This is a genomic window from Sphingosinithalassobacter tenebrarum, from assembly GCF_011057975.1.
GTDB classification, from domain to species: domain Bacteria; phylum Pseudomonadota; class Alphaproteobacteria; order Sphingomonadales; family Sphingomonadaceae; genus Sphingomonas; species Sphingomonas tenebrarum.
The window spans coordinates 814,947-839,553 of record NZ_CP049109.1; the positions used below are offsets into that span (position 1 = coordinate 814,947).

General features: G+C 63.9%; 23 protein-coding genes and 2 riboswitches. Of the genes, 6 read left to right on the forward strand and 17 right to left on the reverse strand.

All coding sequences use genetic code 11. The annotated features are described in order from the left end of the window. Together G5C33_RS04130 and G5C33_RS04135 are read right to left on the reverse strand one after the other, a co-directional pair. Positions 1 to 1,122, reverse strand: coding sequence for an efflux RND transporter periplasmic adaptor subunit (locus G5C33_RS04130; RefSeq protein WP_165326051.1), 1,122 nt, complete (start codon positions 1,120 to 1,122; stop codon positions 1 to 3). A gap of 46 nt (positions 1,123 to 1,168) precedes the next feature. After that, positions 1,169 to 2,185 carry a sensor histidine kinase gene (locus tag G5C33_RS04135; protein ID WP_323126180.1) on the reverse strand — a complete coding sequence of 339 codons (1,017 nt, stop codon included), beginning with the start codon at positions 2,183 to 2,185 and terminating at the stop codon, positions 1,169 to 1,171. Between the two features lie 287 nt (positions 2,186 to 2,472). Between G5C33_RS04135 and G5C33_RS04140 the strand changes: the two genes are divergently transcribed. Next, entirely contained in the window at positions 2,473 to 3,333 is an 861-nt protein-coding gene (locus G5C33_RS04140; protein WP_228275188.1) for a GIY-YIG nuclease family protein, read from the forward strand. A 388-nt stretch (positions 3,334 to 3,721) separates the two neighbouring features. On the opposite strand, the gene G5C33_RS04145 is transcribed toward G5C33_RS04140, so the two are convergent. The 15 genes from G5C33_RS04145 to G5C33_RS04215 all read right to left on the reverse strand — a co-directional run bounded on the left by G5C33_RS04145 (position 3,722) and on the right by G5C33_RS04215 (position 19,759). Beyond that, on the reverse strand, positions 3,722 to 4,984 hold the full coding sequence (locus G5C33_RS04145) for a 5-methylcytosine restriction system specificity protein McrC (RefSeq protein WP_165326052.1): 1,263 nt from the start codon (positions 4,982 to 4,984) through the stop codon (positions 3,722 to 3,724). Next, a complete protein-coding gene (locus G5C33_RS04150; RefSeq protein WP_165326053.1) occupies positions 4,974 to 6,512 on the reverse strand; it encodes an McrB family protein in 1,539 nt (512 codons plus the stop codon). The genes G5C33_RS04145 and G5C33_RS04150 overlap by 11 nt, the downstream gene beginning before the upstream one ends. Beyond that, positions 6,512 to 7,681: a DNA cytosine methyltransferase gene (locus tag G5C33_RS04155; RefSeq protein WP_165326054.1), complete on the reverse strand. Its 1,170-nt coding sequence runs from the start codon at positions 7,679 to 7,681 to the stop codon at positions 6,512 to 6,514. The genes G5C33_RS04150 and G5C33_RS04155 overlap by 1 nt, the downstream gene beginning before the upstream one ends. Before the next feature lie 116 nt (positions 7,682 to 7,797). Further along, positions 7,798 to 9,012: a tyrosine-type recombinase/integrase gene (locus G5C33_RS04160; RefSeq protein ID WP_165326055.1), complete on the reverse strand. Its 1,215-nt coding sequence runs from the start codon at positions 9,010 to 9,012 to the stop codon at positions 7,798 to 7,800. After that, positions 9,009 to 10,265: a tyrosine-type recombinase/integrase gene (locus G5C33_RS04165; protein WP_165326056.1), complete on the reverse strand. Its 1,257-nt coding sequence runs from the start codon at positions 10,263 to 10,265 to the stop codon at positions 9,009 to 9,011. The genes G5C33_RS04160 and G5C33_RS04165 overlap by 4 nt, the downstream gene beginning before the upstream one ends. Before the next feature lie 46 nt (positions 10,266 to 10,311). Further along, on the reverse strand, positions 10,312 to 10,950 hold the full coding sequence (locus tag G5C33_RS04170; protein WP_165326057.1) for a response regulator: 639 nt from the start codon (positions 10,948 to 10,950) through the stop codon (positions 10,312 to 10,314). Between the two features lie 223 nt (positions 10,951 to 11,173). Continuing rightward, positions 11,174 to 11,734 carry a bifunctional adenosylcobinamide kinase/adenosylcobinamide-phosphate guanylyltransferase gene (gene cobU / locus G5C33_RS04175; protein WP_165326058.1) on the reverse strand — a complete coding sequence of 187 codons (561 nt, stop codon included), beginning with the start codon at positions 11,732 to 11,734 and terminating at the stop codon, positions 11,174 to 11,176. Next, a complete protein-coding gene (locus G5C33_RS04180) occupies positions 11,731 to 13,191 on the reverse strand; it encodes a cobyric acid synthase (RefSeq protein ID WP_165326059.1) in 1,461 nt (486 codons plus the stop codon). Before G5C33_RS04180 ends, cobU begins: the two co-directional genes overlap by 4 nt. Then, positions 13,179 to 14,111, reverse strand: a complete 933-nt coding sequence (cbiB, locus tag G5C33_RS04185) for an adenosylcobinamide-phosphate synthase CbiB (protein WP_165326060.1) — start codon at positions 14,109 to 14,111, stop codon at positions 13,179 to 13,181. The genes G5C33_RS04180 and cbiB overlap by 13 nt, the downstream gene beginning before the upstream one ends. After that, positions 14,104 to 15,090: a threonine-phosphate decarboxylase CobD gene (gene cobD / locus G5C33_RS04190; protein WP_165326061.1), complete on the reverse strand. Its 987-nt coding sequence runs from the start codon at positions 15,088 to 15,090 to the stop codon at positions 14,104 to 14,106. Before cobD ends, cbiB begins: the two co-directional genes overlap by 8 nt. Beyond that, on the reverse strand, positions 15,087 to 15,797 hold the full coding sequence (locus G5C33_RS04195) for an adenosylcobinamide-GDP ribazoletransferase (RefSeq protein ID WP_165326062.1): 711 nt from the start codon (positions 15,795 to 15,797) through the stop codon (positions 15,087 to 15,089). Before G5C33_RS04195 ends, cobD begins: the two co-directional genes overlap by 4 nt. Further along, positions 15,794 to 16,363 (reverse strand): histidine phosphatase family protein, encoded by a 570-nt coding sequence (locus tag G5C33_RS04200; protein WP_165326063.1) that lies wholly within the window; start codon positions 16,361 to 16,363, stop codon positions 15,794 to 15,796. Before G5C33_RS04200 ends, G5C33_RS04195 begins: the two co-directional genes overlap by 4 nt. Then, entirely contained in the window at positions 16,360 to 17,376 is a 1,017-nt protein-coding gene (gene cobT / locus G5C33_RS04205) for a nicotinate-nucleotide--dimethylbenzimidazole phosphoribosyltransferase (RefSeq protein WP_165326064.1), read from the reverse strand. Before cobT ends, G5C33_RS04200 begins: the two co-directional genes overlap by 4 nt. Then, the gene (locus G5C33_RS04210) at positions 17,373 to 17,780 is read right to left on the reverse strand and encodes a DUF1636 domain-containing protein (protein ID WP_165326065.1); all 408 of its coding nucleotides are present in this window, start codon (positions 17,778 to 17,780) and stop codon (positions 17,373 to 17,375) included. Before G5C33_RS04210 ends, cobT begins: the two co-directional genes overlap by 4 nt. Then, on the reverse strand, positions 17,780 to 19,759 hold the full coding sequence (locus G5C33_RS04215; RefSeq protein WP_165326066.1) for a TonB-dependent receptor: 1,980 nt from the start codon (positions 19,757 to 19,759) through the stop codon (positions 17,780 to 17,782). The genes G5C33_RS04210 and G5C33_RS04215 overlap by 1 nt, the downstream gene beginning before the upstream one ends. Before the next feature lie 161 nt (positions 19,760 to 19,920). After that, a riboswitch (cobalamin riboswitch) is annotated at positions 19,921 to 20,115 on the reverse strand. Positions 20,116 to 20,184: 69 nt separating this feature from the next. Beyond that, a riboswitch (cobalamin riboswitch) is annotated at positions 20,185 to 20,381 on the forward strand. 134 nt (positions 20,382 to 20,515) lie between these two features. Here G5C33_RS04215 and G5C33_RS04220 point away from each other — a divergent pair. The 5 genes from G5C33_RS04220 (at position 20,516) to G5C33_RS04240 (ending at position 24,578) form a co-directional block, all read left to right on the forward strand. Further along, on the forward strand, positions 20,516 to 21,037 hold the full coding sequence (locus G5C33_RS04220) for a hypothetical protein (protein WP_165326067.1): 522 nt from the start codon (positions 20,516 to 20,518) through the stop codon (positions 21,035 to 21,037). Beyond that, a complete protein-coding gene (gene cobO, locus G5C33_RS04225; RefSeq protein WP_165326068.1) occupies positions 21,034 to 21,639 on the forward strand; it encodes a cob(I)yrinic acid a,c-diamide adenosyltransferase in 606 nt (201 codons plus the stop codon). The genes G5C33_RS04220 and cobO overlap by 4 nt, the downstream gene beginning before the upstream one ends. Before the next feature lie 10 nt (positions 21,640 to 21,649). Continuing rightward, positions 21,650 to 22,948 (forward strand): cobyrinate a,c-diamide synthase, encoded by a 1,299-nt coding sequence (locus G5C33_RS04230; RefSeq protein WP_165326069.1) that lies wholly within the window; start codon positions 21,650 to 21,652, stop codon positions 22,946 to 22,948. Continuing rightward, positions 22,902 to 23,549 (forward strand): RNA polymerase sigma factor, encoded by a 648-nt coding sequence (locus G5C33_RS04235; protein ID WP_228275189.1) that lies wholly within the window; start codon positions 22,902 to 22,904, stop codon positions 23,547 to 23,549. Before G5C33_RS04230 ends, G5C33_RS04235 begins: the two co-directional genes overlap by 47 nt. Before the next feature lie 72 nt (positions 23,550 to 23,621). Beyond that, on the forward strand, positions 23,622 to 24,578 hold the full coding sequence (locus G5C33_RS04240) for a FecR family protein (protein WP_165326071.1): 957 nt from the start codon (positions 23,622 to 23,624) through the stop codon (positions 24,576 to 24,578). The last annotated feature ends 29 nt before the right edge of the window (positions 24,579 to 24,607 follow it).

Genomic DNA, 24,607 nt, shown 5'->3' on the forward strand with positions numbered 1-24,607 from the left:
TTATTGCGCCAGCACGAGCGCCTTGAGCTCGCTCGTTCCGCGTTTCACCACCTGATCGCCCGGATTCAGCCCCGAAAGCACCAGCGCCATGTCGTCCGCGCTGCCTTCGCCGAGCCGCACCTCGCGAGTCGCGACGCCATCCTGCGTGCGCACGAACACGGTTTGCGTGCCGTTGAGCGTGGTCACCGCAGACGCGGGCACCATCACTGCGCCAGAAGGTGCCGGTCCGAGCACGGTCACCGTCACGATGCCGCCCGAAATCACGCCTGGTCCCGCGGGAACACGCGCCTTCAGCAGCAGCGAGCGGGTTTCGGGATCGAGCGTCGTGCCGACCGAAGAGACCGTGCCGGTGACGTCGCCCAGCCGCACCTGCATGCCCGGATGGACGCGACCGGCGAACCGTTCGGGCAGCTGCGCATTGACTTCATAGGCGCCTGCCGCGTCGATCACGAACGGAGCGGAGCCGCCGTCCAGCCGGTCGCCGGTGGTCGCGGTGACGCTGGTGACGCGGCCCGAAATCGGCGCGCGCAGCCGGTAGCTGCCGTCGCTGCCCGACCCGCCCGCCAGCGCGAGGATGCGTCGCTTTTCGGCGACATCCGCCTCGGCTTCGCGCAGCGATGCGCGCGCTTCCTCGGCACGCGCACCGGCGATCACGCCGGCGTCGCTGAGCTGATCGAGCCGCTGCGCTGTCGAGCGCGCGATGCCGAGACGCGCCTGCGCGCGGACCAGATCGGAATGGAGCGACAGGATTTCGGGGCTGCGGACGACCGCGAGCGGCTGTCCCTTACGCACCGCCGACCCTTCGACGACATAGCTGTGCTCGATCACGCCGCCGAACAGCGCCGTCACTGCGACGCGGGCGTTGGCCGGCGGTTCGATCGTCCCGCTCAGCGCCGCGATCGGCGCCTGTTCGACTGCTTCGACAATAGCCCATTCGAGCCCGATCGCTCGTGCCTCCTGCGCCGGGAGCCGAAGCGTCTCGGGCAGGGCGGCTGGCTCAGCAGCCGTCGATTCCGCAGGCGGCGGGGTGACATCGGGGGGTGCGAGAAACCACCATCCCCCGGCGGCAATGGCGGCGACAAGGGCTGCACCGCCGATCCAACGTGTTCGCTGCTGAGCCATGCCGGATGCCTAGCCCGGCCAAGCTGACGACCGCCTGACAGGCCGGCTATTTCGTGTCGGTTACGAATCGAAGCCGCACCGCTTTGTGCTCCGGTTCGGCGGTGACGCTGCCGCCATGCGCCGCCATGATTCGTGCGACGATGGCAAGGCCCAGCCCGGCGCCGTCCACGCTGGCATGGTCGCCGCGGCGGTGACGGCGGACAAGCCGGTCGAGCTGCTCGCGGCTCAGCCCATCGCCTTCGTCGCACACTGCGATCGTCGCGCCCGGCCCGACGCGCAGCGTCACCGTACCGCCCGCGGGCGTGACGCGCAGCGCATTCTCGATCAGGTTGCGCAGCGCGGCGGCCAGCGCCTCGCGCCGGCCGTTCACTTGCGCCGCCGCTTCGCCTTCGACTGCGATCAGGCGATCCTGCGAGACCGCGAGCGGTGCAAGCCGCCCGGCGACATCGGCGGCGAGTTCGGCGAGATCGATCGGCGTTTGCGGCACCTGCGCCGCATTGTCCGCATCGATCTGGGCCAGCAGCATCAGCTGGTCGACCAGCCGCCGCATATGGGCGATGTCCCGCCGCAGCGGCGCTGCGGTCTCGGGGTCGAGGCGGTCCATTTCGAGTGCGAGCAGCGTCAGCGGCGTGCGCAGTTCATGGGCGACGTCTGCGGCAAAGGCCTCCTGATCTCCGGCCGCCCGGTCGAGCCGGGCGAGCAGCGCATTGACCGAATCGGCGAAGGGAACCGCCTCGAGCGGCAATTGTCCGGTTTCGATGCGAAAGCCGCGTGCCATTTCGGGCGCGGCATCGACTCGCTCGGCGGCATCGGCCAGCGGCGCCAGCGACCGGCGGATCACCCAGCGCGCGGCCAGCGTCATCGGCACGATAAGCACTAGTACCGGCATCAGCACATGTTCGGACAATTCGTGGATCACGCGCGGCAGAGCCTCGCGATCGAAGAAGGTCGAGAAGGTCATGCCATATTCGATGGCGACGAAGAGGAAGAGCAGCAGCGTCCCGGCGAGCCCGACCAGCGCAAGGCCCTGGGTAAGTCGTCGCGAGATGGAGGAACGCTGCATCAGGCCGGGTCCTGTAGCAGATATCCCACCCCGCGCACCGTATGCAGCATGTCGGCCGCGCCGCCTTCGGCGTGCGCGAAGTTGTACCCTATTTGGACCGTTGTGATCGACCACTTCCCCGCCCGATTTCCGATGCCAAAGGCCTTGGTTTCACGCGGATTTTGTAGCCCACCCGGCGCTTGAAGGAAACCTTCAAATGTCCCACGATGGCTGCAAGTGGACAGCATTTTGTAACACCTAGCCATCAGCTGGGGCCAATCTGCTCCAGTCAAGAAAGAGGCTTGCAAGTGACCATCAGCGAGAGTGACGTGGGCGTACTTACATTTGCCGATCTTTTGGTGATTGGAGGTTTCCGTCCTTCTGATGTCCGGCTCTTGCGGCACCAAACAATCGCACCCAACGGTCGAACCCCGTTTGCACTCTGGCGGGATGATCTTTCAGCATTCGAGGACTATCAAGCAGTTCAGACCATTGCCAACCGGAGTAAGTTGGCAGCGCCATTCTGGGCAAGTTTTGTGGCATCTCACGGCGATACATTATTCGTGGGGATGTACTCGGCGAGGCGGTCGGGCTCCGTCGCGCCTGAACGCATCGATCCTCTTTCTGGCCTCAGTGAAGGGGAACTCGGCAACGAAAATCCGGATCGATATGTGACGGAGTTGCTCCCGGATTTGGCGGGATACATAGGCCGCTTGACGATTGATTGGGGGCCGGGACTCCGAAGCTGGGTACAGAGAGGTGATCGGAAACCGAAGCCAATTCTTGAACTGCGCCCCGAGTTCAAAGACCCACCTTATCCCGGCCACTCTCGCCTAATAATTGCACTCTCAGATGTCGCGAATCTCCCCGTTGGTTGGCGGGAAGTTCTGCGAGCATCTCGCGGCGTCTACCTTCTAACCTGCCCAAGAACCAAGGAGCAGTATGTCGGCTCAGCGTGCGGTGAGAACGGCTTTCTCGGCAGGTGGCAAAGCTATTTAAGCAACGCCCACGGCGGCAACATCGAGCTTAAGAGCAGGGAACCAAGCGACTACCAAGTTTGCATTCTTGAGGTCGCGGGAAGCTCCTCCACTGAGTACGATATTCGTGCGCTCGAAGGCCTATGGAAACTGAAATTGCAAAGCCGCGAAATGGGGCTCAACCGGAACTAGAAGGACGTACAACCGGAGGATCATAGGGTCAGGATTTTGTGGAACGGTGCCCCATAGAGATCGACAGAAATATTCGGCATGCCTACGTTTGAGCGCCCTGCCTGACAGAAAACTCGAAAGGGAATTTGGTGTCGTCGCCACCTGATAAACATGATCTGACGACACCACAAAAGGAGGCCCTGCTCCGTTTCAAGCCTGGTGTGAAACGCAGTGCCTTCCCGGACATCAATCCGCGAACCGCCTCGGCCTTGTGGTCGAAGGGCCTGCTAAGAGGCGAGATCGAAAGTGGTACGCGCCAGTTCATTCTGACAGAACTGGGGGAGGCGCTTCGGACGAAGCTCTAACCGTTATATAGAGCGGGGAAGCGAGCCTTTCGATTGTTCGCGCTTCATACAAATTCATGCCGCTCGGCGATCATGCGCCTCACGTTTTCTGCAAAGCGGTCAATCTCGGCTTGGGTGTCGTCCGCTGCGAGATCAACTCGCAAGTTGGAGAGGCGTTTTCCTGAACTGGTGGTGCCCATCACCCTCGATTCCTCAGCGTCTGCGACCGGGCAAACGAAGCCTCCTATCTGTACTCCCAACACATCCATAAACGAAAGGACTTCGTAACGGTCTTGCTCGCTGACGTCGGGCTTATACTTCGCATCAAGGACTGCCACAGGTGAGCCATCGCGCTCGATAATCATGTCAGGGTGAACACTATAAGCTCCCCCATCGGCAAAGAACGGATGCGGCCTCTTCCAACCATCGAAGACACGATAGCCATCATTTGCCAATCGCATTGATAGCTCGCGCCGAAGGTAGGCTTCAAAAATCTCGGAGACGTCAACGATGAGCGAGTCGAGCCTTAATGACCCTCGCGAGTTCAAGTCGGGAATTGCACCGTCTAGTACGGCGTAGGCTGACCAAAGCGCTTCCGCATAGTCAGGTCGAATATTGGATTGAGCGGACAGAAGTATGCCTAGTTTCCGCAAAAGTTCTTCGTGAGAAAAGCGCCATGAGGGAATGTTTTCGAATGCAGCAAGTGCTCTCCGAGTGTGCAGAAGGACGGGTGAACCGCGTTCGTTTCGTTGGTACCAGTTCAGCACCAGCCCCAGTGCCTCTTTGAGGGCGAAGTTATCGATTGTCCGATCCGTTAGGACACTTTGATCAAACTCGTGCCGGTATCGAACGCCCCGCGATGCGTGTCGCCGGACAGTCTCCGCAGCCAAGAAGCGGCCCCGCCAGGGAATCTTCATTTCGGGACGTTCGTAGCGTTTGATGAGTCCTCGAACGCATAATGCTGCGCATTGGTCAGCGAGAGTTTGTCCGAAAAGTCGCTCGACATTGTCAGCCCGGACAAACCTGGAGTTATATCCTCGGGCAAACCCTGCGATTGCGGTAGGCGCTTTTTGAGAACGAGCGAGCATGTAGGAAAGATTGCTTATCGGAGCGCGGGGCACCACTCGCACTGAGATTTCAGGTGTGAGTGGAATCAGGCCGACAAACTTAGTGGTGCGCAGCACCACTTGTCCGCGTCTGAAGGCAGTCGAAAGATAACCCTTGGCAGCGATGCGAGGATCAATCTGGATTTCGCCATTTCGCATCAACGATGAAAGGCGAATGCTAATCTCGCTGAATTCTTGACACTCGACGATTTCAATCGCCATCGGCACCGCCTTCCAAGCGCCTAACGAGCGCTTGAAAACTGCGCTCAATGTTCTCGGCTTCGCCTTGATCGCTAAGTGCCAGTGCTACGTCCACCGCTGGCTTGATCCGGTAGCGCCAAACTAGAAGAAGATCGTCGATCGAGGCTACGCGCGCGAAATAACTGTGCCCTAGGCCGAACGGCAGAAGCCGCTGCATATTGTCAAACCAATCTCCAATCATCCCGACTTGCTCGGCGTCAAATCCCTTTGCTTGTTCAAGCAACGACTCCGCTACTTCGCGCGAGGGTTCTATTGGAAGGTGGTCAAACCGACGGACAAACGCAGCATCAGCTTGGGCAATGCTGCGATCATATGGATTCATCGTCCCGAGAAGGACTAGATTCTTAGGAATGTGCGTAGGTTTGCCTGAGAAGGGCAACTGGAAAGACTCGTCACGATAATCCTGCTCGATGTAAGTAAGCAGCTCACCGAAGACTCGTGCGGGATCGCCTCGATTTATCTCATCGACGATCACGACGACGAGACTGCCAGCACCACTTATTGCCTCAGCTCTTGAGCAAGCATCGAGGAACGTCTTGTCCACTACTTCATAGCCGGACCTAGCTGCATCGCTGGGCCGATAGCCTTCGACGAAGTCCTCGTAGCCATAGCTCGGATGGAATTGGACGCGAAATACATCTCGGTTCGGGTCATCAACGAGATGTTTGGCTATTCGCTTCGCGTAATAGGATTTACCGGTTCCCGGTGTTCCAGAGAAAATGATGCCGGACGTTCCGAAGCGAAGTAGCTTTTGCACCTCCGTCAAGATTGGATCGTTTAGATCCATCTCGCCAGGGTCTTCTGGCAGAGCGGCGATGCTGTCAGCACTTCGGACATCGCTGACGAGTGCTTCGGCTATCGCCGCTTCATAATCTTGAGCCTCGGCGGCATCCGTGAAAATTCGTTCGCTATCTTCATCGTGAAATACGAACATTCTTTCGAAATCTGGGTCTCGTTGAGGAAAGACTGCGCGGAACTTGGCTTCCAAGGTCTTGGCGTTTGCCCCATCCTCGAATTCCTCAGCTCGAAACAGCAGGGCCGCTACATCAACGACCGGCACCCGAGTGACCGCGCCGCCTTTGCTTAGAACTTTGTCGCGAAAAATCTCAGCGTAGTTCTCAGCCAGCTCCCACTCTTCGCGGTCGCCAATCTTCGTAAGACTCGCGCCCTTCCATTTTCCCGCGAAGGTGTTTTTTCGTATTGTCGCGGAGTTCGAATGTGGGAACCCTTCCTCAGCGTATCTCAATGTAACTGGGTTGAAATAGGGCTTCGCCGGCTCTGCATTCTGCAACCGGAAATACTTGTCCCAGAAAGTGAATTCGTGCGGCGTCTCATTGAACTGAACTGCCGCATTGGCTGTACCTGCGCCGCTCTCAAGCAAGGCCAGCAACGGGAACAGATGCGTCGAGCCCTGCGCGTGAACGCGGCTCTTCCAGTTGGACAGGTTTGTTAGGGCGAGGGCAACTCGGGCGGCGCGAATCCTTTTCATCACGCAACGTGGTAGTGCTGGTCCCTCTGATCGTCACCCCTAAGAATTTCAAAGAGGTGCTCACCGACAGCCCGGGCAAGCAGCGGCGGCACGGCATTTCCGATTTGTCTGGGTATCGCTGCACCGACGAATTCGTACCGATCAGGAAAGGACATGAAGCGGGCCGCCTCGCGGTGCGAGATTGAACGGTCTTCGTGCGGATGCAGAAAAGGGCCTGATGCTACGTTTTTGTAGTTGCAGGTAATCGTATATGCTGGCCGCTCAGTTGAGAGGCGATGGTATAGCGTCGTACAGTCGCGCCGAAGCTGTCCGTTCGAAATGCGCCGCATCCGCTTGAAGCGTTCCGGTAAGTGATCAACCGGAACTGCGCGCAAACCTTCTCCTTGACCAATGAACTTTGCGAGCTTGGAGGCTTGCGGTGACAATGGTCGCCCTACGTGCATCGACACCTTCTGTGGGGCGTTCGAACGGCTGTAAACTTGATAGGGACCTCTAGGAGCAGTTCGATAAGCGCGATACTCCTGCAAGAAGTCCTGACCAATTGACGGCAAATCACCAATGGCTTCCTCAACCGTAACGTGAGGACGGAGCCCCTTCTCCACGTCACCATGTGTCGGATTCGGGAAGGTAAGTGGCAGATGATCATCGCAAGTCCCGATGAATAGAATGCGGTGCCTCAATTGAGGTACACCATAGTCCGCTGCAACGACCTGCGCGAAATTTGTGCGGTATCCAATCTCCTCGAATGCCGCTTCAATTTGGCGACGGAATGCGCCCTTGTTGTAGGTCAGCATCCCCTTGACGTTCTCCATCAAGAACATCCGTGGGCGAAGTTCGTTAACTAGACGAACAAAATGCTCAAATAGAAAATTCCTCGGATCGTCCTGCATTCGCTTGCCATGCGTGCTAAATCCTTGGCAGCTCGGCCCACCCGCGATCAGGTCAACGTGATCAACACCGGCCAGGTCCAAGATCTCCTTGCCGGTAACCTCAGAGATATCCTTCTCGATGACCGGCACGCCAGGGTGGTTATGCCGATAGGTGGCGGCCGCATGGCTATCGAAGTCCACACCAACCTTCGGACAGAAACCAGCTTGCCGGAGCCCTTCACTCAAGCCTCCTGCTCCGCAGAACAAGTCGACCACTGACGGGCCTGAACCATCCGACATGCAAATCCTCCTCGACGCTTCCGTTTCGCACCGCCTATCACTTGGAGTCGCGGAGAACAAGACTGGAACGCTTCGATATTCAGGTTAGTTTTCGTTCGGACGAGCGCAACATCGGTTCAAGAACAATCCACACTCAACGTCCCGTATGCACCCATCATTTCCTCAATGAGATTGCCGATGCGCTGCGCTGCCTCGATCACATGCCCATCGTCAAGATGAGCATAGCGGGTCGTAGTCCGAACATCGGCGTGGCCGAGGAGCTTGCCGATCATCGGCAGGGTTTCGGAATGGGCGGCAGCATGGCTGGCAAAGCTGTGGCGCAGATCGTGAATGCGGACGCCGGGTAGACCCGCCTCGTCGCGCAGTTTGCTCCACAGATTGCCAATATCGGTAATCGGGCGCTGAGTAACCGGGTTCCAGAACACATAACGCTGTTTCTCCCGGCGTGGCAGGGCGTGGAGGATCGTTGCAGCCGCTTCGGACAGCCAGACCGTGCGCGGGCCGGTCTTGCTGTCGGTAAGCAGTAAGCGCCTTCCCCGCACTTCGCTCCATTTGAGGCAGGTGATCTCCGATTTGCGACAGCCGGTCAGGATCAACAGACTGATCGCCGCGCAAGGCAGCGGCCACGTATTGCGGTAGCGGTCGAGCACTTCCCCGATCCGCTTGAACTCCTGATCGGACAGGAAGCGCTCGCACTTCTTCCCCTTGTTCTTGCGGATGTAGAGGCAAGGGTTCGAGCCTTCGGGACGAACGCCCCACTGCTCGGCCTTGTTGAACATGGCGCGCAGGATTTCACCGCAGCGATTGGCCGCGCCAGGTCCGCCCGTGTTGGTAATCCGGTTGAACCATTCCTGCACATGGCGTTCCTCGATCTCATCGAGGAACAGGCCTTCGAACGCCCGGTCGAGATATTTCCGCTTGTAATAGCGGTGGGTGTAGAGCGTGGACGGCTTCCACTTGGGCGATACCCGGTCCCAGTAGGTCCTCAGGAAATCCCGGTAGGACGGAACCTTGCGTAGCCGCTTGCGCTCGTCCGCAGGATTGTCGCCAGTCTGGGCACGCAGCAGCACCCGGCGCGCCACATCCATCGCCTGCGCACGGCTCAGCACCTTGGCATTGCCGATTGTTACCGTGCGCGTGCGCCCTTCCATTCGTGCCTGGACGATATAGACCTTGCGCCCGCTGGCATAATGCCGGGTGCCAAAGCCGGGCAGTTCGCGCGCCCAGCAGGTCTTGCGCAGTTCGCCCAGGCCACCGCATTTGCCAATCACATGGAGTTTAAGACTGCCCAGCTCTTCGGCGACGATCCCCCGCAGAGTCAGCGCGTTCATTGCCCGACTCCGATCAGGCGGGCAATTGAGCCAGATACGCGCTCCGCAGCATCGGCGACGATCTCGTCGGACAGGTGTGCATATCGGGTTGTCGTTTCGGCCAGCGCGTGGCCCAGCAGCTTGCCTATCACCATCAGCGAGATGTTGTCGCGGATGGCGACCGAGGCGAAGCTATGGCGCAGGTCATGCAGCCGGACATCCGGCAAAGCCGCGCGATTGCGGATCTTCGGCCAGTGAATGCCCAGCGAAATCGGCTTGTCGGGATTGCGGAACGAAGGAAACAGCAGGCCGGTTGATTTCCGGTCTGGGAGCGATGCGATTACTTCGATAGCCTGCCGGTTGAGGTAGACGATCTTCGCCCCGGTCTTGCTGTCCGGCAGCATTAAGCGCGGTTCCTGCACCCATTCCCATCGCAACTGCTCGATCTCGCCGCATCGTGCGCCGGTGAATATCAGCAGACGGATCGCCGCGACATAGAGCGGCTGCTCTGCCTCGTAGTCCTGCAAAGCTGTGGCAAGCCGCGAATATTCGTGGGGCGAGAGAAACCGCTCCATCGGTTTGCGCTTGTAACGCGGCGTGCCCTTGCAAGGATTGGACCCGCGCGGGCGCAGGCCAAGGCGTTCGGCATAGCCCATCATCACGGAGAACACCGGCAAGGTGCGGTTGAACACGCCGGGCCGCTCGACGAAGCTGTCCCGCCAGAACAGGATGTCGCCCTTGGCCAGATCGTCGATCCGCCGGTCGCCGAACGCTCCGAGAATTTCCTTGAAGATGGCGCTCTCGTTGCGCTTTCGGGTCGATGGTTTCCAGTGTCGCGAATAGTCAGCCCAGAAGCGTTCGGCGTAGTCGCGCAGCAGCGGCACATCGCTCTTCTGTGCAGCGCGAGCCTTCTTGCGCGTCGGCAACCCATCCAGCGCCACCTCTGCCAGTTTCGCCCGCGCGAGGCGGCGAGCCGTGGCAGGCGAGATGTCGCGGGAGGTTCCCAGCGACACGCGCCGCAGCTTGCCGCGCTGGCGGAACAGGACAAACCATGTCCGCCTGCCGCCGGGATTTACCCGCAGGCCAAAGCCCGGCAGGTCAACATCCCAATACTCGCGGATGCGCACGCCCGGTTTACGCCGAACGATATTGCCGTTGAGCCTTACCCGATTGCTCGGCTTTGCGTTTTCACCACTCCCACGCCCATCACCGGATCGTGCTGGGGCATGATTCGTGGCTCCATTCGCTGGTATCAGATAGCCATTTGCTTGCATTGACTTGCTCCTCTTTGTAGAGGAACAACTTCGCGTAACGTATTGCTTAACAATTCTTTTCTGCCGCATGGCGGCGTACGGTGAGCCTGCGGCGCAGGCGCGACACCACTGCCTCGACTGCGTTGGGGGTTACCGTTTCGTCGAAACTGTAGAGCGCGTCCTCGATCGCCTCGCGGCGAACCACCGTCCCCGCGCGACGCATCAGCAGTTCGAGCAGATTGGCCTCGCGTCGGGACAACTCCAGCGCGTTGCCGGAGACCGCTGCCATGCGGCTGCCCGGGTCGAAGCTGAGCGCGCCGAGTTCGAGTATGGCAGGCGCGCGCGGGCCCGGACGGCGCAGCAGCGCGCGGACCCGCGCGGCGAGCTCGTCCAGATCGAAGGGTTTGACGACATAGTCATCGCCACCGGCATCGAGCCCGGCGACGCGGTCTTCCAGAGCGTCGCGCGCGGTCAGGATCAGCGCGGGCGGCAAATCGCGCCTGCGTCGTTCGGCGCGCAGCCAGTCGAGGCCGTCGCCGTCGGGCATGCCGAGATCGAGGATCAGCAAATCGAACAGCGCCACGTCGAGCGAATCCGATGCCAGCGCCAGCGTTTGCGCGATATCGCATGAAAGCCCACGCCGTTGCAGCCCCTCCGCCGTCAGGCGGGCAAGCCGCGCATTGTCCTCGATGATCAGCACGCGCATGCGAAGAACCCGGAATTTCATCCTCGAAACTTACGAATATGCCGCAATAGGCTGACCGAACGCTGACACAAGCGGCCCGGCGCGCAATTCCTCGGCGCACCGATCGAGGAAGACGTCGGAGGACTCCTGCCCGCCTGCTCAGCGCGTCGTAACCGATTTCCGGGGGGGGGGGGCTGCTGACAATATATTCGGCCGCATGGGCCAACGTAGCGACGCGGCCGGATCAGCGCATTGAACAGGGGGCGGGGTTTGCGTCCGCGCGTCCTTGCTTGCGCGCCGGTTTCAAGGTGACAGGCAGGCCCGCGGCAATGAAGACGGCCTCTTCCACCGCGTTTGCCACCGCTTGATTGAGGCGGCCGGCTTCGTCGCGGAACCGGCGGGCGAGGGCGTTTTCCGGTACGATACCAAGGCCGACTTCGTTCGCCACCAGCGCAATCGGCACCGGGCAGGCGGCGATCGCGGCCTGCAGCGCTTCGCTCGCCGTGTCGAGATCGTGATCCGCCAGCAGGCAGTTCGACAGCCAGAGCGTCAGGCAATCGACCAGTATTGCGTCATGGTCGGTTGCTGCGGCCCTGATGCTGTCGGCCAGTGCGAAGGGCGCTTCGATCGTGTGCCAGCGATCCGATCTGTCGGCGCGGTGTTTCTGGATTCGGGCTTCCATTTCGGCATCGAAGGATTGCGCCGTCGCGATGAAGGCAAGCGAACCGGGCAGCGCCTCGACGCGTCCCTGCGCATGGCGGCTCTTGCCCGATCTTGCGCCGCCCAGAACGAGGAGCGATTTCATGCCGTCGCTCCCCATGCCAGTTCGAGCATCGCGTCGATATCGACATGCCGTTCGAGCTGCACGGCGATCTCGTCCAATGCGGCGTCGACCGAATGCGCATAATCCTCTTCCCCGCCGGCGACACCGATCCGTGCGAGCAGAGCCTGCCGGAACGCGGTCGACGCCAGCAGGCCGTGGCAATAGCTTCCCATGACCCGACCATCCGGGCTGATCGCGCCGTCCGGCCTTCCGTCGCGGAATGTGGCGAAGGGACGCGCGCAGCCCGGGCCCGTGGTGGTCCCGACATGCATTTCATAGCCGCGGAATTCCGCACCGAGCGCGTCGCCCGCCACTGGCTGCAATGCCTTTTCGTCGCCGAGACGCGTTTCGACATCGAGCAGTGCCAGGCCCGCGCACGAATCCGGTGCGCCTTCGATGCCTGATGGATCGGAAATGCGCCTTCCCAGCATCTGATAGCCGCCGCAAAGTCCCAGCACCGCGCCGCCGCGCCGATGATGCGCAAGGATGTCGATGTCCCATCCTTCCATGCGCATGGCGCGCATGTCGGCAATCGTCGCCTTCGATCCCGGCAGGATCACCAGCGCCGCCTCGGCCGGTATCGGCGCACCCGGCGGTATCATGGCGAGCGCGACATCCGGCTCCAGCTTCAGCGGATCGAGGTCGTCGAAATTGGATATGCGCGGCAGAATCGGGCAGGCGATCAGCACCGGCCCGCCGCCGCGCGCTTCGCCGCGTTCCAGCCGCACGGCATCTTCGCTGGGCAGGCGCGCGCTTGCGCTCAGCCAGGGAACGAGGCCGTAGCCACGCCAGCCGCTTTGCCGCTCGATCTCGGCATAGCCGTCGGCGAACAGCGCCGGATCGCCGCGGAACTTGTTGATCAGAAATCCCTGGATCATGGCGGCGTCTTCGGGATCGAGCACCGCGCGGGAGCCGACCACCGATGCGATCACGCCGCCCCGGTCGATATCGCCGATCAGCAGCACGGGCACATCGGCGGCGCGGGCAAAGCCCATATTCGCGATGTCGCCCGCGCGCAGATTGATTTCGGCGGGAGAGCCGGCGCCTTCGACCAGCACGATATCGCAGCGGCTCTCAAGCCGGCGATAGCTGTCCATCACTTCGCCCAGCAGACTGCGCCGCGCCTCGCGGAAACTGGAAGTGCCCAGCGTTCCGCGCATCCGGCCGTGGACGATCAGCTGCGCGCTTCGGTCTGCCTGTGGTTTCAGGAGGACGGGATTCATGTCGCTGTGCGGTTCGACCCGCGCGGCCACCGCCTGCAATGCCTGCGCCCGGCCGATCTCGCCGCCGTCGGCGGTGACGGCGGCGTTGTTCGACATGTTCTGCGGCTTGAACGGCAGGACGCGCAGCCCGCGATTGGAAAGCGCGCGGCACAGCCCGGCGGTCAGCACCGATTTGCCGACATCGGAGCCGGTCCCCTGCAGCATCAGCCCAGCCATATAATGCCTCCCGCAATCAGCCAGAGCAGCGCGCAGGCCCGGACATAGATCGAAAGCGCGCGGCGGATATCATGCCGTTCGGGCGCGCGCCCCTCGCCGATCCAGTCCTTGTCCGCCCGCACGCCGCCATAATGTATCGGGCCCGCAAGCCGCACGCCGAGCGCGCCCGCCATCGCCGCCTCGGGCCAGCCCGCATTGGGCGAGGCGTGCTTGCCACGGTCACGCCACAGGATGCGCCAGCCGCCCATCCCCGCAAGACACAGCAGCGGCGCGCAGAGCCGGGCGGGCAGGAAATTGGCGAGGTCGTCCATCCGCGCCGACGCCCAGCCGAAGGCGCGCCGGTCGGGCTCGGGATGGCCGATCAGGCTGTCGGCGGTGTTGACTGCCTTGTACGCCCATATTCCGGGCAGTCCGAAGATCAGCAGCCAGAATAGCGGCGCCGCCACGCCGTCGCAGAAGCTTTCGGCCAGGCTCTCGATCGCCGCACGGCCGATGCCCGCTTCGTCCAGCGCTTCGGTATCGCGCCCGACAATGGCGGAGAGGGCGACACGCGCGGAACCCGCATCGCCGCGTTCGAGCGCGCGGAGAACGGGCGTCACATGCGCGTACAGGCTGCGCTGGGCGAGCGCGGGAAAAGCGGCGAGTGCCACCAGCGGCCAGCCGGCATCGCCAAGCGCGACATGAATGGCGCGCTCGACCAGCCACGCCGTGCCGCCGCCCGCCAGCATGACGAGCGCGAGCGTGACGCATCCGGCGAGCCTTGTGGCGCGCGGGCGTTGCGGCCGGTTCCACCGGCGCTGGCAGGCCGTCAGAATATGCGCGAACCCGCCAACGGGATGGCCGATCCGCACGTAAAGCCGCGCCGGCCAGCCGATCGCCGCATCGAGCGCGAGTGCGATCAGAGCGATCGGCTCAGCCATCGGCGAGCGCCGCGTCCAGCCGCCGCCAGGCCGCCTCGTCGCCGGGCAGGCCGATGCGCAACCAGTTGGCGGCATAGTCGAAAGGCCGCGTCAGGATCGCGTGCCGGGCGAGGCCTTCGAAAAGCGCGGATGCGCGGCCCGTCTCGATCAGGCGGAACAGCGGACATGCACCGATCGGAGTGAGGCCATGTTTGTTCAGCAGGTCGTCGAGGCGCGCCGCGCTTGCCGGAAGCTGTCTGCGTGTGCGCTCGATCCACTCCCCGTCCGTATAGGCGGCCGTGCCGATGGAAAGCGCTGCGGCATTGAGCGGCCAGTCGCCGAGCAGCGCGCGGTAGCTTCGCACGATGCGCGGCGGCGCTAGGACGAAGCCAAGCCGGAGGCCGGCGAGGCCGAAGAACTTGCCGAAAGAGCGGAAGATTATGAGGCGTCGTCCGGTGCCGATATCGGTCGCGAGGCTGATCGCGGGATCGGTGTCGGCAAAGGCCTCGTCGACGATCAGCCAGCCTTCCTGCTGCTCGAGGCGAGCGAGCAGGCCACGCATTTTCGTGGCGGAGCGGATTCGGCCATCGGGGTTATTGGGGTTGGCGATCAGGATGGCCCCCGGCGGGGTCGCAAGCGCAGCGTCTGCTTCGCAGGAGCGGGAAGCGGGAAATATCTCGCTATGGGTGCGATAGGTGGGGCCGATATGCACGCCCGGAAGCGGCAGTATCTGGGGCAGGAGGCGCAGGCCGGTCTCGCTGCCGGGAAGCGCGCAGACATGATCCGCATCCACTCCGAAATAGCGCGCCGCCTGCTCCTCCAGCGCCTTCAGAGCGGCCGGCGAGGGCAGTGTTGCCCAGTCTGCCGCACATGCGGCGGCATCGGGCCAGGGTACGGGGTTGATGCCGGTCGACAGATCGATCCACGCTTGCTCGCGACCGCCGAAACGTGCGCGTGCGGCATCGAGCCGCCCGCCATGCCGGGTCAGTTCCCCGCTCATGCCGCGATCACGACGGCAAGCATCAGGGCGCTTTCGACCAGTTCGATTCCCGCGCCGTGCCCGTCGCCCGAAATGCCGCCCAGCCGCCACCGGATCCATAGCCCCCATGCCAGCCACAGCGCGGGCGCGATCAGAAGCGGAGGCGCGAATGCGCCGATCAGCAGACTTGCCGCCACCCACAGGACAAGCGGCGCGAGAGTCAGGCCGTCCGTGAAGCGCGCCGCGAGGCCGTCATGGAGTCGCGGCAGCGCGCGGGTCCAGCACAGCGGCCCCGTGCGTGCGATGGCCGCGATGGCGATCAGCGGCCAGAACAGTTCCGCTTCGGCCATGCATTGCAGAAGAACCAGCTTCGCCGCGAGTTGCAGGCCGATGACGACCACCGCGAAGGTGCCGGTGCGCGAATCGGACAATATCGCGATCAGCCGTTCGGGATCGCGATGCGCCGCACCCACTGCATCGGCGATGTCGCCCAGCCCGTCGAGATGCAGCGCGCCGGTGACCGCCACCCAGGTTACCAGACCGAACAGCGCGCCCAGCCACGGATCGCGCAGCGCGCCGATCCATGTCGCGGCCGCGACGCCGACGCCGACGATCAGCCCCGCCGCCGGAAACCAGCGAATCGCGGCGGCGAAGTCGCGACTGTCGGCTTTCACGTCCGGCAGCGGAAGCCGCGTCATCAATTGCAGCGCGAGGATCAGTCTCGTCATGTGACGAGCCCGGTAATTTGCGCGCTGCGCTGTGCGCCGTCGTTGCGGATGACGAGCGATATCAGCGCGCCATAGGGTAGGGCGATGCTCCAGCATTGCCGGTGGCTCAGGTCTAGCAGGCAGGACAGCGCGGCGCGGACCGATCCCGCATGGGCGACCACCAGGGTGGGCCCGGTGATGTCCGCCAGCGCCGCTGTCACCCGGCCGCGCAGCGCCGACCAGCGTTCCCCGCCCGGCGGCGGACTGGCGTCGGGGTCCTTCCAGAAAGCGCCGAGCGCGACGGGATCGATGTCGGAGGCGGATTGGCCGTCCCACTGACCGAAATCCAGCTCGCGCCAGCGCGGGTCGATGCGCAAGGGCAGGCGCGCCGCCGTTGCGATGCGGCGCGCGGGTTCGGCGGCGCGGGAGAGGTCGGACGCAAGAACCTGGCGGATATCCAAACCGGCAGCCCGTTCGAGACAGGCCCGCACGCCGCTTTTCAGGGGCGGGCCATCGCCGTGGCCGAGCAGGCACCCGGCGCCTGCCGCCTCGCCGTGGCGGAGCAGATGGAGCGCAAAGCCGCTCATCTCGCGCCCGAAACCGCCGCTTCGGCAAAGGTCGCCATCTCGTTGTGCGCGGCCAGCGCCGACCGGACGATCTGCACGGCGACTGCCGCACCCGTGCCTTCGCCGAGTCGCATGTCGAGCCGGAGCAGCGGCCGCAGGCCCAGCCGGTCGAGCAGCATGCCGTGCGCATGCTCGTCGGAACAATGTCCGGCAAGGCAATGGTCGGTAAACGCCGGATCGGCGCATTGCAGGGGCGCGATCGCCGCACAGCAGATGAAGCCGTCGAGAAGGACCGGAATGCGCCTTTGCCGCGCGGTCAGGATCGCGCCCGCCATTGCCGCGATTTCGCGTCCGCCCAGCCGGCGCAGCGTTTCGAAGGGCGATGCGCAGTGCGGCCCGTGCAGGCGTAGCGCGGCATCGACGGCCTGCCGCTTGCGGTTCAGCCCTTCCGCATCGATTCCGGTGCCGCGGCCGATCCATGCGCCGGCGCTTTCGGCCTGGCCTTGCGCGCAGATTGCCGAGGCGGGGGTGGTGTTGCCGATGCCCATTTCCCCGACGAGCAACAGATCGGCCTGTGTATTGACGGCGTTTGCGCCGGCGGACAGCGCGGCAAGGCATTCGGCCTCGTCCATCGCCGGAGCTTCGGTGATGTCGCCGCTGGGGCCATCGCCAGTAAGGTCGACGACCGAAAGCGCGGCGCCGCAAGCACGGCTGAGCGCATTGATCGCCGCACCGCCCGCGTTGAAATTCGCCACCATCTGGCGCGTCACTTCGGGCGGAAAGGCGCTGACGCCGCGTGTCGCCACGCCATGCTCTCCGGCAAAGACGATGGCCTGCACCGTCTCCAGCCTCGGCCGGACGCGGCGCTGCCATCCCGCCATGAAGATCGCGATCTCCTCCAGCCGACCGAGCGAGCCGGCGGGCTTGGTGAGCTGCGCCTGCCGCTCGCGCGCTTGCGCGACGATGGCGGCATCGGGAGGGGGGAGGTCGGCGAGCGCGGCCTCGAACGCCGCCCGGGTAGCGAAGCCGGTCATGTTGCGACGAAGCCTTCGGGCGGAACGCGAACGAGGAAATGCCCCTTCACGCCTTCGGGCCAGTCGCCATAGCGAACCTGCCCTTCCTCGCTTTCGGCATGCTTCGCCGCGTAATCGAGGATGGCCCGCGCCGAACCTTCGTCCGGCGCGAACCTCCCCATGACATAGCCGACCTTGCCCGGCGCACGGACATGGACCGTGCAATGCGCGCTGCAGGCGAACAGGCACGGCATGTCCTGTATCGCGATGCCCGCATAGCGCGGCTCGCCTGCCTGCACGGCGCGCAGTGCCTCGGCCAGCAGCGCGCCGCCGCGCCGTCCCGCCGCATCCTCGCGCGATTCGGGCGAGTGGCGGCAGGTCGAGCAGACGACGACCGAGGCACCGGGCGCGACGGCCTGCAACATCAGAAGCTGCCCCGGATGCCGAGATAGACGCTGCGGCCCAGCGTGCCGTAACCGCCCGCCGTCTCATAGTCCTCGTCGAAGACATTCTCGACCCGGCCATAGAGGCTGAACTCGGGCGTGATGTCATATTCGGCGCGAATGTCGGTCAGCCAGTAATCGTCCAGCACGGCGGCGGTGCTCGAAAGCCGGTCGAAGCTTTCGCCCGAATAGCGCACCGCGACATCGACGCTGAGACCGAAGCCGGTTTCATATCCGATCCGGGCATTGGCGAGATGTTTGGGCACACGGGCAAGCTGCATCCCGTCGGTCGCGCCGCCGGAAGCATCCTCCGATTCGATCCAGCTGTAATTGCCGCTGACGAAGACCCCGCCGAACCGGGCGGCGCCCGAAAGCTCGATACCGCGCGCCCGGCTTTGATTGACGTTCGCATAATAGCCGAACCGTTCGGTGGCCGTACCCGGGATGAAGCATTCGGCGGGCAGCGGCGTCGTTGAGGGGCAATAGGCAAAGTCGATGAGATTATCGGTATTGCGTTCGAAATAGGTGGCCGACAGGCGCACCCGACGATCGAGCAGCGCCTGTTCGATGCCTGCTTCCCAGCCATCGGCCTTCTCGGGCTGCAGCGCGGCCGAGCCATATTGGCTGAACAGCTGATAGAGCGATGGCGCCTTGAAACCTTCGTCATAGCTTGCGCGCAGCACGGTGTTGCCGTCCCAGGGCGCGAAGACCGCTCCGGCGCTGAACACCACATTGTCGCCGAACCGCGAATGATCGTCATAGCGCGCGCCCGCGCTCAGCGTCAGCGGTTTCACCGGCGTAACGCGAAGCTGCGCATAAAGGCTGTTGATGGCGGCGTCGTTGTCGATGATCGGATAGGGCTGGGCGTTGTCGCCGGGAGAGCCGCTTTCGATATCCTGCTCCTCGCGCTCGGCGCCGAAGCTGATGTCCCATCCGGGCCGCAGCGTCAGCCTGCCCTGATATTCGTAGCGGCGGGTGTCGCCCTTGGCGTCGAAGCTGAGCGAACGGACGGCGCGCGAGGGATCGTAGTTCTGCCGATCGGTGGCGCTGTCCAGTATCGCCACCCGGTTCGTGAACCTGCCGCCGAGCAGATCAAAGCGCAGGCCGGCATAGACGGTATATTCCTCCGTCTCGCCATAGGCCGGCGTGTCCCCGGCAGAGCCGTCGAATTCGTTCCGCGCATCGGCATAATAGCCGCGCAGGTCGAGCGTGATGTTTTCGGCCAGGTGGACGTCGATCGATCCGCTGGCGCCGCTCCGCCGATAGCCGTCCTTCTCGGTGCCCTCGGCCTTGGCGGAAATGCCTTCGGTCGTGAAGCGCGACGCGGCCAGGCGCCAGTCGACCAGGTTGCTGCTGCCGCCGATGCCGGCGCGGGCATTGACCGTCTCGCGCGATCCCGCTTCGATGTCGAAATCGCCCTCCAGCGCCTTTTCGGGCCGTCTGGTGACGATGTTGACGACGCCTCCGATCGCGTCGCTGCCCCACAGGATCGACTGCGGGCCGCGCAGTATCTCGATCCGCGCGGCGTCGCCGGTCAGCAGATTGGCGAAGTTGTATCCGCCGCCGGTCGATGCCGGATCGGACAGGCGCATCCCGTCGATGACGAGCACGGTCTGCTCGGTGCTGGCGCCGCGTATCTTGAGCGACGTCGCGGCGCCATAGCCGCCGTTGCGCGTCATGCTGATGCCCGGGGTGCGGACCAGCGCGTCGCTGATCGCGATCGGCTGCTCGCGCTCGATTTCCGCTTCGTCGAGAATCGTGACGCTGGATGCGACCCGGTCCACCGCGACCGGCTGGCGCAGTGCCGTGACAATGATCTCCGCATCCTCGGCAGCGTCTGCGCCGTGAGCCGCATCGTCGCCCCGGCCACTGTCCTGCGCGAATGCAGGCGCGCAGGACAGCGTTGCGGCGAGGGCGAGAGCGGAAGCGGAACAAATGTGGCGAAAACGATAATTGGGCATGATGGTCCCTTCAGTTGACGGTTCGACCCCGCCAACCGGGCAACATGCGAGCCCCATCATGCCGAAGGCGCGACAGATCACTCCCATGCGGCACGGCCGCGCGAGGCAAAGCTGTCGTTTCTCGAGGACTACCCCGTTCGGCCGGCACACCCTGTCCGGACGAAGAACGACCGCGACAGGCAGGTCTCCTGGCTAACGGGTCAACGCCGGTCCGGGCCGCCTTCTCGGGACCGTTCTGGTCCCAATGGCAAAAGGCCGGTGGCTCTCCGCTTACAGTTGCAGGGGCAGCGCGGGTCTTCAAACACCCGACTTCCCTTTCAATCCCCTTTCGGGGAACCTGTCGCGCCGGGGCGGATAGATCGGCCTTCCGCGCCGCGCAAGTGCGAAAACCCGTTCGGGGCTTGCCGGAGGCGTTGCGGAGCGATAGTTGCGGCGATGCTACGGGTGCCCGAAAGGGCTTAATCGGGAAGTCTGGAAGGCCGAAAGGCCTAAGCCGGCACTGCTCCCGCAACTGTGATCGGGGAGCGCTCCGCCAGGCGCCATTGAAGCCCTCGGGCTTCGAGAAGGCGGCGGAACGCAGAGAACCGAGAGTCAGGAAACCGGCCCGTGGCCGTCGTTCATTCGTACGGGCGGGATGCACCGGGCGAACGAGGGCCATCCCTTGACGAGCGACAAGGTTCGAACGTCTGAAAGGGAGGTCCCGTGACCCGTTTTGCTCGCGCTGATTCCGTCATTCTTGCTGTGCTCGCAGCCCTGATGCTGGCCACCCGGCCGCATCTTCTCGACCAGTATTTCCATATGCCCGACACCGCCTGGGCCAGCTTCTTCGTGCTCGGCTATTTCGTGCGGAACAGGCTCGCCTTTCCGGCGCTGTTCGCGCTCGGCTTCGCGATCGACGTCGTCGTGATCTATCTGCTCGGCGGCTCGGGCTTCTGCTTCACGCCGGCCTATTGGATGCTGGTGCCCGCCTACGGCACCATGTGGTTCGCGGGGCGCTTCGCAGCGCGCAATCTGGAGCCGACGGTCGGCGCGCTGCCTGCCTTCGCGCTTCTCGCCACGGCCGCGGCTTTCGTCGCGCATTGTTTCTCGAGCGGCGGCTTTTACCTGCTGAGCGGTCATTTCGATCAGCCGACGCTGGCCGAGTTCGCCGGACGCGTGGCGCGCTATTTTCCCGGCAATCTCGTGTCGATGTGGATCTGGCTGGGGATCGCCGCGCTGTGCCACACGCTCTGGACGCGGACCGGGGGGCAGCTGCCGACCGCCGCGCGCCGGGCATGAGCGAGAGCGAGCTCGATCGCCGCCACAAGGAACGTACGAGGAAGCACAAGGAGGTCGTTGACGCGAAGATCGCGAAGGCGACCATCGACAAGGGACTGCTGCTGGTCCTGACCGGAAACGGCAAGGGCAAGTCCTCCTCGGCCTTCGGCATGGTAGCGCGCACGCTGGGCTATGGCCGGAAGGCCGCAATCTTCCAGTTCATCAAGGGCGCGAAGCTGGTGGGCGAACGCGCCTTCTTCGATGCGCATCCCGATGTGCGATGGGAAAAATGCGGCGAAGGTTTCACCTGGGATACCCAGGACCGGCAGGCCGATATCGCCAATGCGCGGGCGGGGTGGGAAAAGGCGAAGGAAGCGCTTGCCGATCCCGACGTGCATCTGGTGGTACTCGACGAGCTGACCTATCCCGTCAATTACGGCTATCTCTCGCTGGACGATATCATGCCAGCCATCGCGGCGCGCCCGCCGATGCAGCATGTCGTGATAACCGGCCGCGCGGCGCATGAGCGTATCGTGGAAGCCGCCGATACGGTGAGCGCGATCCGCGATGTGAAGCATGCCTTCCGCAGCGGCGTTCGCGCGCAGGAAGGCATCGACTGGTGAGGTGGCGCCGATGAGCGAGGCATATTGCCCCGCGCTTCTGGTGTCGGCGCCCGCATCGGGGCAGGGCAAGACGCTGCTGACGGCGGCGCTTGCCCGCCGCCATCGCGATCTCGGCCGCACGGTTCGCGTCTTCAAATGCGGCCCCGACTTTCTCGATCCGATGATCCTGGAGCGGGCCTGCGGCGCGCCGGTTCCGAATCTGGACCTGTTCATGGGCGGCGAGGCGCATTGTCGCGCGCTGCTTCATGAAGCAGCGCGCGAGGCCGACCTTATCCTGGTCGAGGGCGTGATGGGGCTGTTCGACGGCGATCCCTCCGCTGCCGACCTTGCCGCCCGTCTCGGCCTGCCGGTGATGGCGACGATCGACGGATCGGCGATGGCGCAGAGCTTCGGCGCGCTGGTTCATGGCCTCGCCACCTATCGTTCGGATATCCGGCTGGCGGCGGTAATCGGCAACCGGGTGGGGAGCGAGCGGCACGCCGCGATGCTTCGCGACAGCCTGAAGGGCGATGTCCGGTGGCTCGGCACCATGCCGCGCGATGCGGAGATCGACTTGCCCGAGCGGCATCTGGGCATCGTGCAGGCCGGGGAGATCGCCGATCTGGACGCGCGCATCCGGCGCGCCGCCCAATTGCTTCCCGCCGATGCCGACTGGCTGCCCGAACCGGTCGCGCTCGCGCATCCCGAAGCTCCTTCGCCACCTGCTTCGCTGCACGGCACGCGGATCGCCATTGCCCGCGACGTGGCCTTTGCCTTTCTCTATCCGGCCAATGTCGCGCTGTTGCGGCGCATGGGTGCGGAACTGCGCTTTTTCTCGCCGCTGTGCGATTCGCGCCTGCCCGATTGCGATGCGCTGTGGCTGCCGGGCGGCTATCCCGAACTGCATATCGCGCAGCTTTCGGAAAATCGCACGATGCTGGAAAGCATCCGCGATCATCATGCCACGGGGAAGGTGATCCTCGCCGAATGCGGCGGCATGATCTACTGTGCCGACAGCCTGAACGACGGCTGCGGTACCAGCGGTGACATGCTGGGCATCCTGCCCGGCCATGTCGTCATGCAGCGCCGGCTCGCCGCGCTGGGATTGCAGAAAATGGCTATGCCGGAAGGTACACTGCGCGGGCATACATTCCATTATTCGCGCTTCGACACATCGCTGACTGCCGACCGTATCGCGACCAATCCCAATGGCGGCGCCGGCGAACGGCTCTATTACCGGGGAAGCCTGACCGCCAGCTACGTTCACTTCTATTTTCCGTCCAATGCCGGAACGATCGCCGGAATATTCGGCACGAGGGTTTCTGGATGATGCACTTGCGACTCATTCGCATCTGAGATACCGCCTCGTTCCACACGGAAATGCCGGATCGGATGGAGCTACTCTGTTTCAACCCTCGAAACCGATTATCGCCGACATTGCGGATGTCGACCGGAGGCTGCGCGCGTTGCTGCGGCGCCGGCTTTCCAATCCGCATGATGCCGAAGAGATAGCCCAGGAAAGCTGGGCGCGCATGATCGCCGTGCTTCGCGAAGACAGGGGTGGCATCGGCAATCTGTCGGCCTATCTGTTCCGTGTCGCGCGCAATCTGGTGGTCGATCGCGGTCGCCGGCTGGCGGCCGGCGTCGAGATTGCCGTCGATGACAGCGAATTGCGCGCGGTCGCCGATTCACGTCCTGACCCCGAGGCCCAGCTCGTCACGCGTGACGAACTGCGTCGCATGGACCGGATCATCGCGGCAATGCCCGCGCGTCCGCGGGAAGTGTTTCGTCTTTCGCGCATCGAGGGGTTGTCCTTCGCCGAGATCGGCCGTCGGCTCGGTATATCGCGGCAGACGGTGCACGAACATATGACGCGCGCGCTGCTCGCCATTCAACTTGCGGCCGACGCGGATTTCGATGGCGAACCCTGACAAAGCGACCCGAAAAACGTCTTATCGAGCAACAGGCGCGCCCTGGCCGCGCCTGTTGGAGGGAGGCGTGACATGAACGACCGCGCGAGCGGGGAAAACGCGCAGCCGCCGGTCGACCCGGTCATGGCCGAGGCGACGCACTGGTTCGTGACGTTACGCGACGGCGCCGATGAAGACGCCTGGTCGCAGTTCGAGGCGTGGTGCGCCGCTGACCGCCGACACGCGGCAACTTACGCACGCTTGCAACGCCTTTGGGGAGCGTCCGGCGGGCTCGACAGCCTTGCCGGAAGCATCGCTCCGTCGCGCGCGATCGATCGGCGTACGTTGTTGCGGGGCGGTGCCGGCGCGGCCGCCGCAGTCATTGCCGTGCTGGGAGGCGGGCGCCTGATGCTGGGGCCGCATCCGTTCGCGGAGTATCGGACCGGGCCAGGGGAGCGGCGTGTGGTGACACTCGCCGACGGGTCGCGCGCCGAATTGTCGACGGCGACTGCGCTCGCGCTCGATTTTTCGCCGTCGCGCCGTCGCGTCCGCCTGCTGCAGGGGGAGGCATGGTTCGACGTCGCCGCCGATCGGGCGCGGCCGTTCGAAGTCGAAGCGGCGGGCGGAGTCACCCGCGCGCTCGGGACGGCCTTCGCAGTGGCCGCCAAGGGCAATGGCGCGCGCGTGTCGGTCACTCGGCATCGCGTACGGGTTACGCTGGACGACGCGAGCCGCGAGCTTGGTGAAGGCCGGATGCTCGAATATGGCACGGCCGGAATCGGGGAGAGTACGGGCGCCGATCCTGCTCGCCTCGCCTGGCGCGACGGCAGACTCGTCTTTTCCGGGCAGCCGCTCGGCGAGGTCGCCGCGGAGCTCGATCGCTGGACCGGCGGCTGGACGGTCATTCCCGACGAGCGGCTCGCACGGCGACCGGTAACGCTCATGATCGGCGTCGAGGATGCCGATCATGGTCTGGAGGAACTCGCCGATGCGCTGCCGATGCGTATCTCCCGAATGACGCCGTTTCTCTCCTTAGCTCGGCCTATATGAAAATAATTCGCAATAGCGCCTGACAATTT

Bases quoted from the DNA above. Each gene is read 5' to 3' on its own strand.
- G5C33_RS04130 (WP_165326051.1), bottom strand. From the start codon at position 1,122: ATGGCTCAGCAGCGAACACGTTGGATCGGCGGTGCAGCCCTTGTCGCC.
- G5C33_RS04135 (WP_323126180.1), bottom strand. From the start codon at position 2,185: ATGCAGCGTTCCTCCATCTCGCGACGACTTACCCAGGGCCTTGCGCTG.
- G5C33_RS04145 (WP_165326052.1), bottom strand. From the start codon at position 4,984: ATGGCGATTGAAATCGTCGAGTGTCAAGAATTCAGCGAGATTAGCATT.
- G5C33_RS04150 (WP_165326053.1), bottom strand. From the start codon at position 6,512: ATGAAAAGGATTCGCGCCGCCCGAGTTGCCCTCGCCCTAACAAACCTG.
- G5C33_RS04155 (WP_165326054.1), bottom strand. From the start codon at position 7,681: ATGTCGGATGGTTCAGGCCCGTCAGTGGTCGACTTGTTCTGCGGAGCA.
- G5C33_RS04160 (WP_165326055.1), bottom strand. From the start codon at position 9,012: ATGAACGCGCTGACTCTGCGGGGGATCGTCGCCGAAGAGCTGGGCAGT.
- G5C33_RS04165 (WP_165326056.1), bottom strand. From the start codon at position 10,265: ATGCAAGCAAATGGCTATCTGATACCAGCGAATGGAGCCACGAATCAT.
- G5C33_RS04170 (WP_165326057.1), bottom strand. From the start codon at position 10,950: ATGCGCGTGCTGATCATCGAGGACAATGCGCGGCTTGCCCGCCTGACG.
- cobU (WP_165326058.1), bottom strand. From the start codon at position 11,734: ATGAAATCGCTCCTCGTTCTGGGCGGCGCAAGATCGGGCAAGAGCCGC.
- G5C33_RS04180 (WP_165326059.1), bottom strand. From the start codon at position 13,191: ATGGCTGGGCTGATGCTGCAGGGGACCGGCTCCGATGTCGGCAAATCG.
- cbiB (WP_165326060.1), bottom strand. From the start codon at position 14,111: ATGGCTGAGCCGATCGCTCTGATCGCACTCGCGCTCGATGCGGCGATC.
- cobD (WP_165326061.1), bottom strand. From the start codon at position 15,090: ATGAGCGGGGAACTGACCCGGCATGGCGGGCGGCTCGATGCCGCACGC.
- G5C33_RS04195 (WP_165326062.1), bottom strand. From the start codon at position 15,797: ATGACGAGACTGATCCTCGCGCTGCAATTGATGACGCGGCTTCCGCTG.
- G5C33_RS04200 (WP_165326063.1), bottom strand. From the start codon at position 16,363: ATGAGCGGCTTTGCGCTCCATCTGCTCCGCCACGGCGAGGCGGCAGGC.
- cobT (WP_165326064.1), bottom strand. From the start codon at position 17,376: ATGACCGGCTTCGCTACCCGGGCGGCGTTCGAGGCCGCGCTCGCCGAC.
- G5C33_RS04210 (WP_165326065.1), bottom strand. From the start codon at position 17,780: ATGTTGCAGGCCGTCGCGCCCGGTGCCTCGGTCGTCGTCTGCTCGACC.
- G5C33_RS04215 (WP_165326066.1), bottom strand. From the start codon at position 19,759: ATGCCCAATTATCGTTTTCGCCACATTTGTTCCGCTTCCGCTCTCGCC.
- G5C33_RS04220 (WP_165326067.1), top strand. From the start codon at position 20,516: ATGCTGGCCACCCGGCCGCATCTTCTCGACCAGTATTTCCATATGCCC.
- cobO (WP_165326068.1), top strand. From the start codon at position 21,034: ATGAGCGAGAGCGAGCTCGATCGCCGCCACAAGGAACGTACGAGGAAG.
- G5C33_RS04230 (WP_165326069.1), top strand. From the start codon at position 21,650: ATGAGCGAGGCATATTGCCCCGCGCTTCTGGTGTCGGCGCCCGCATCG.
- G5C33_RS04235 (WP_228275189.1), top strand. From the start codon at position 22,902: ATGCCGGAACGATCGCCGGAATATTCGGCACGAGGGTTTCTGGATGAT.
- G5C33_RS04240 (WP_165326071.1), top strand. From the start codon at position 23,622: ATGAACGACCGCGCGAGCGGGGAAAACGCGCAGCCGCCGGTCGACCCG.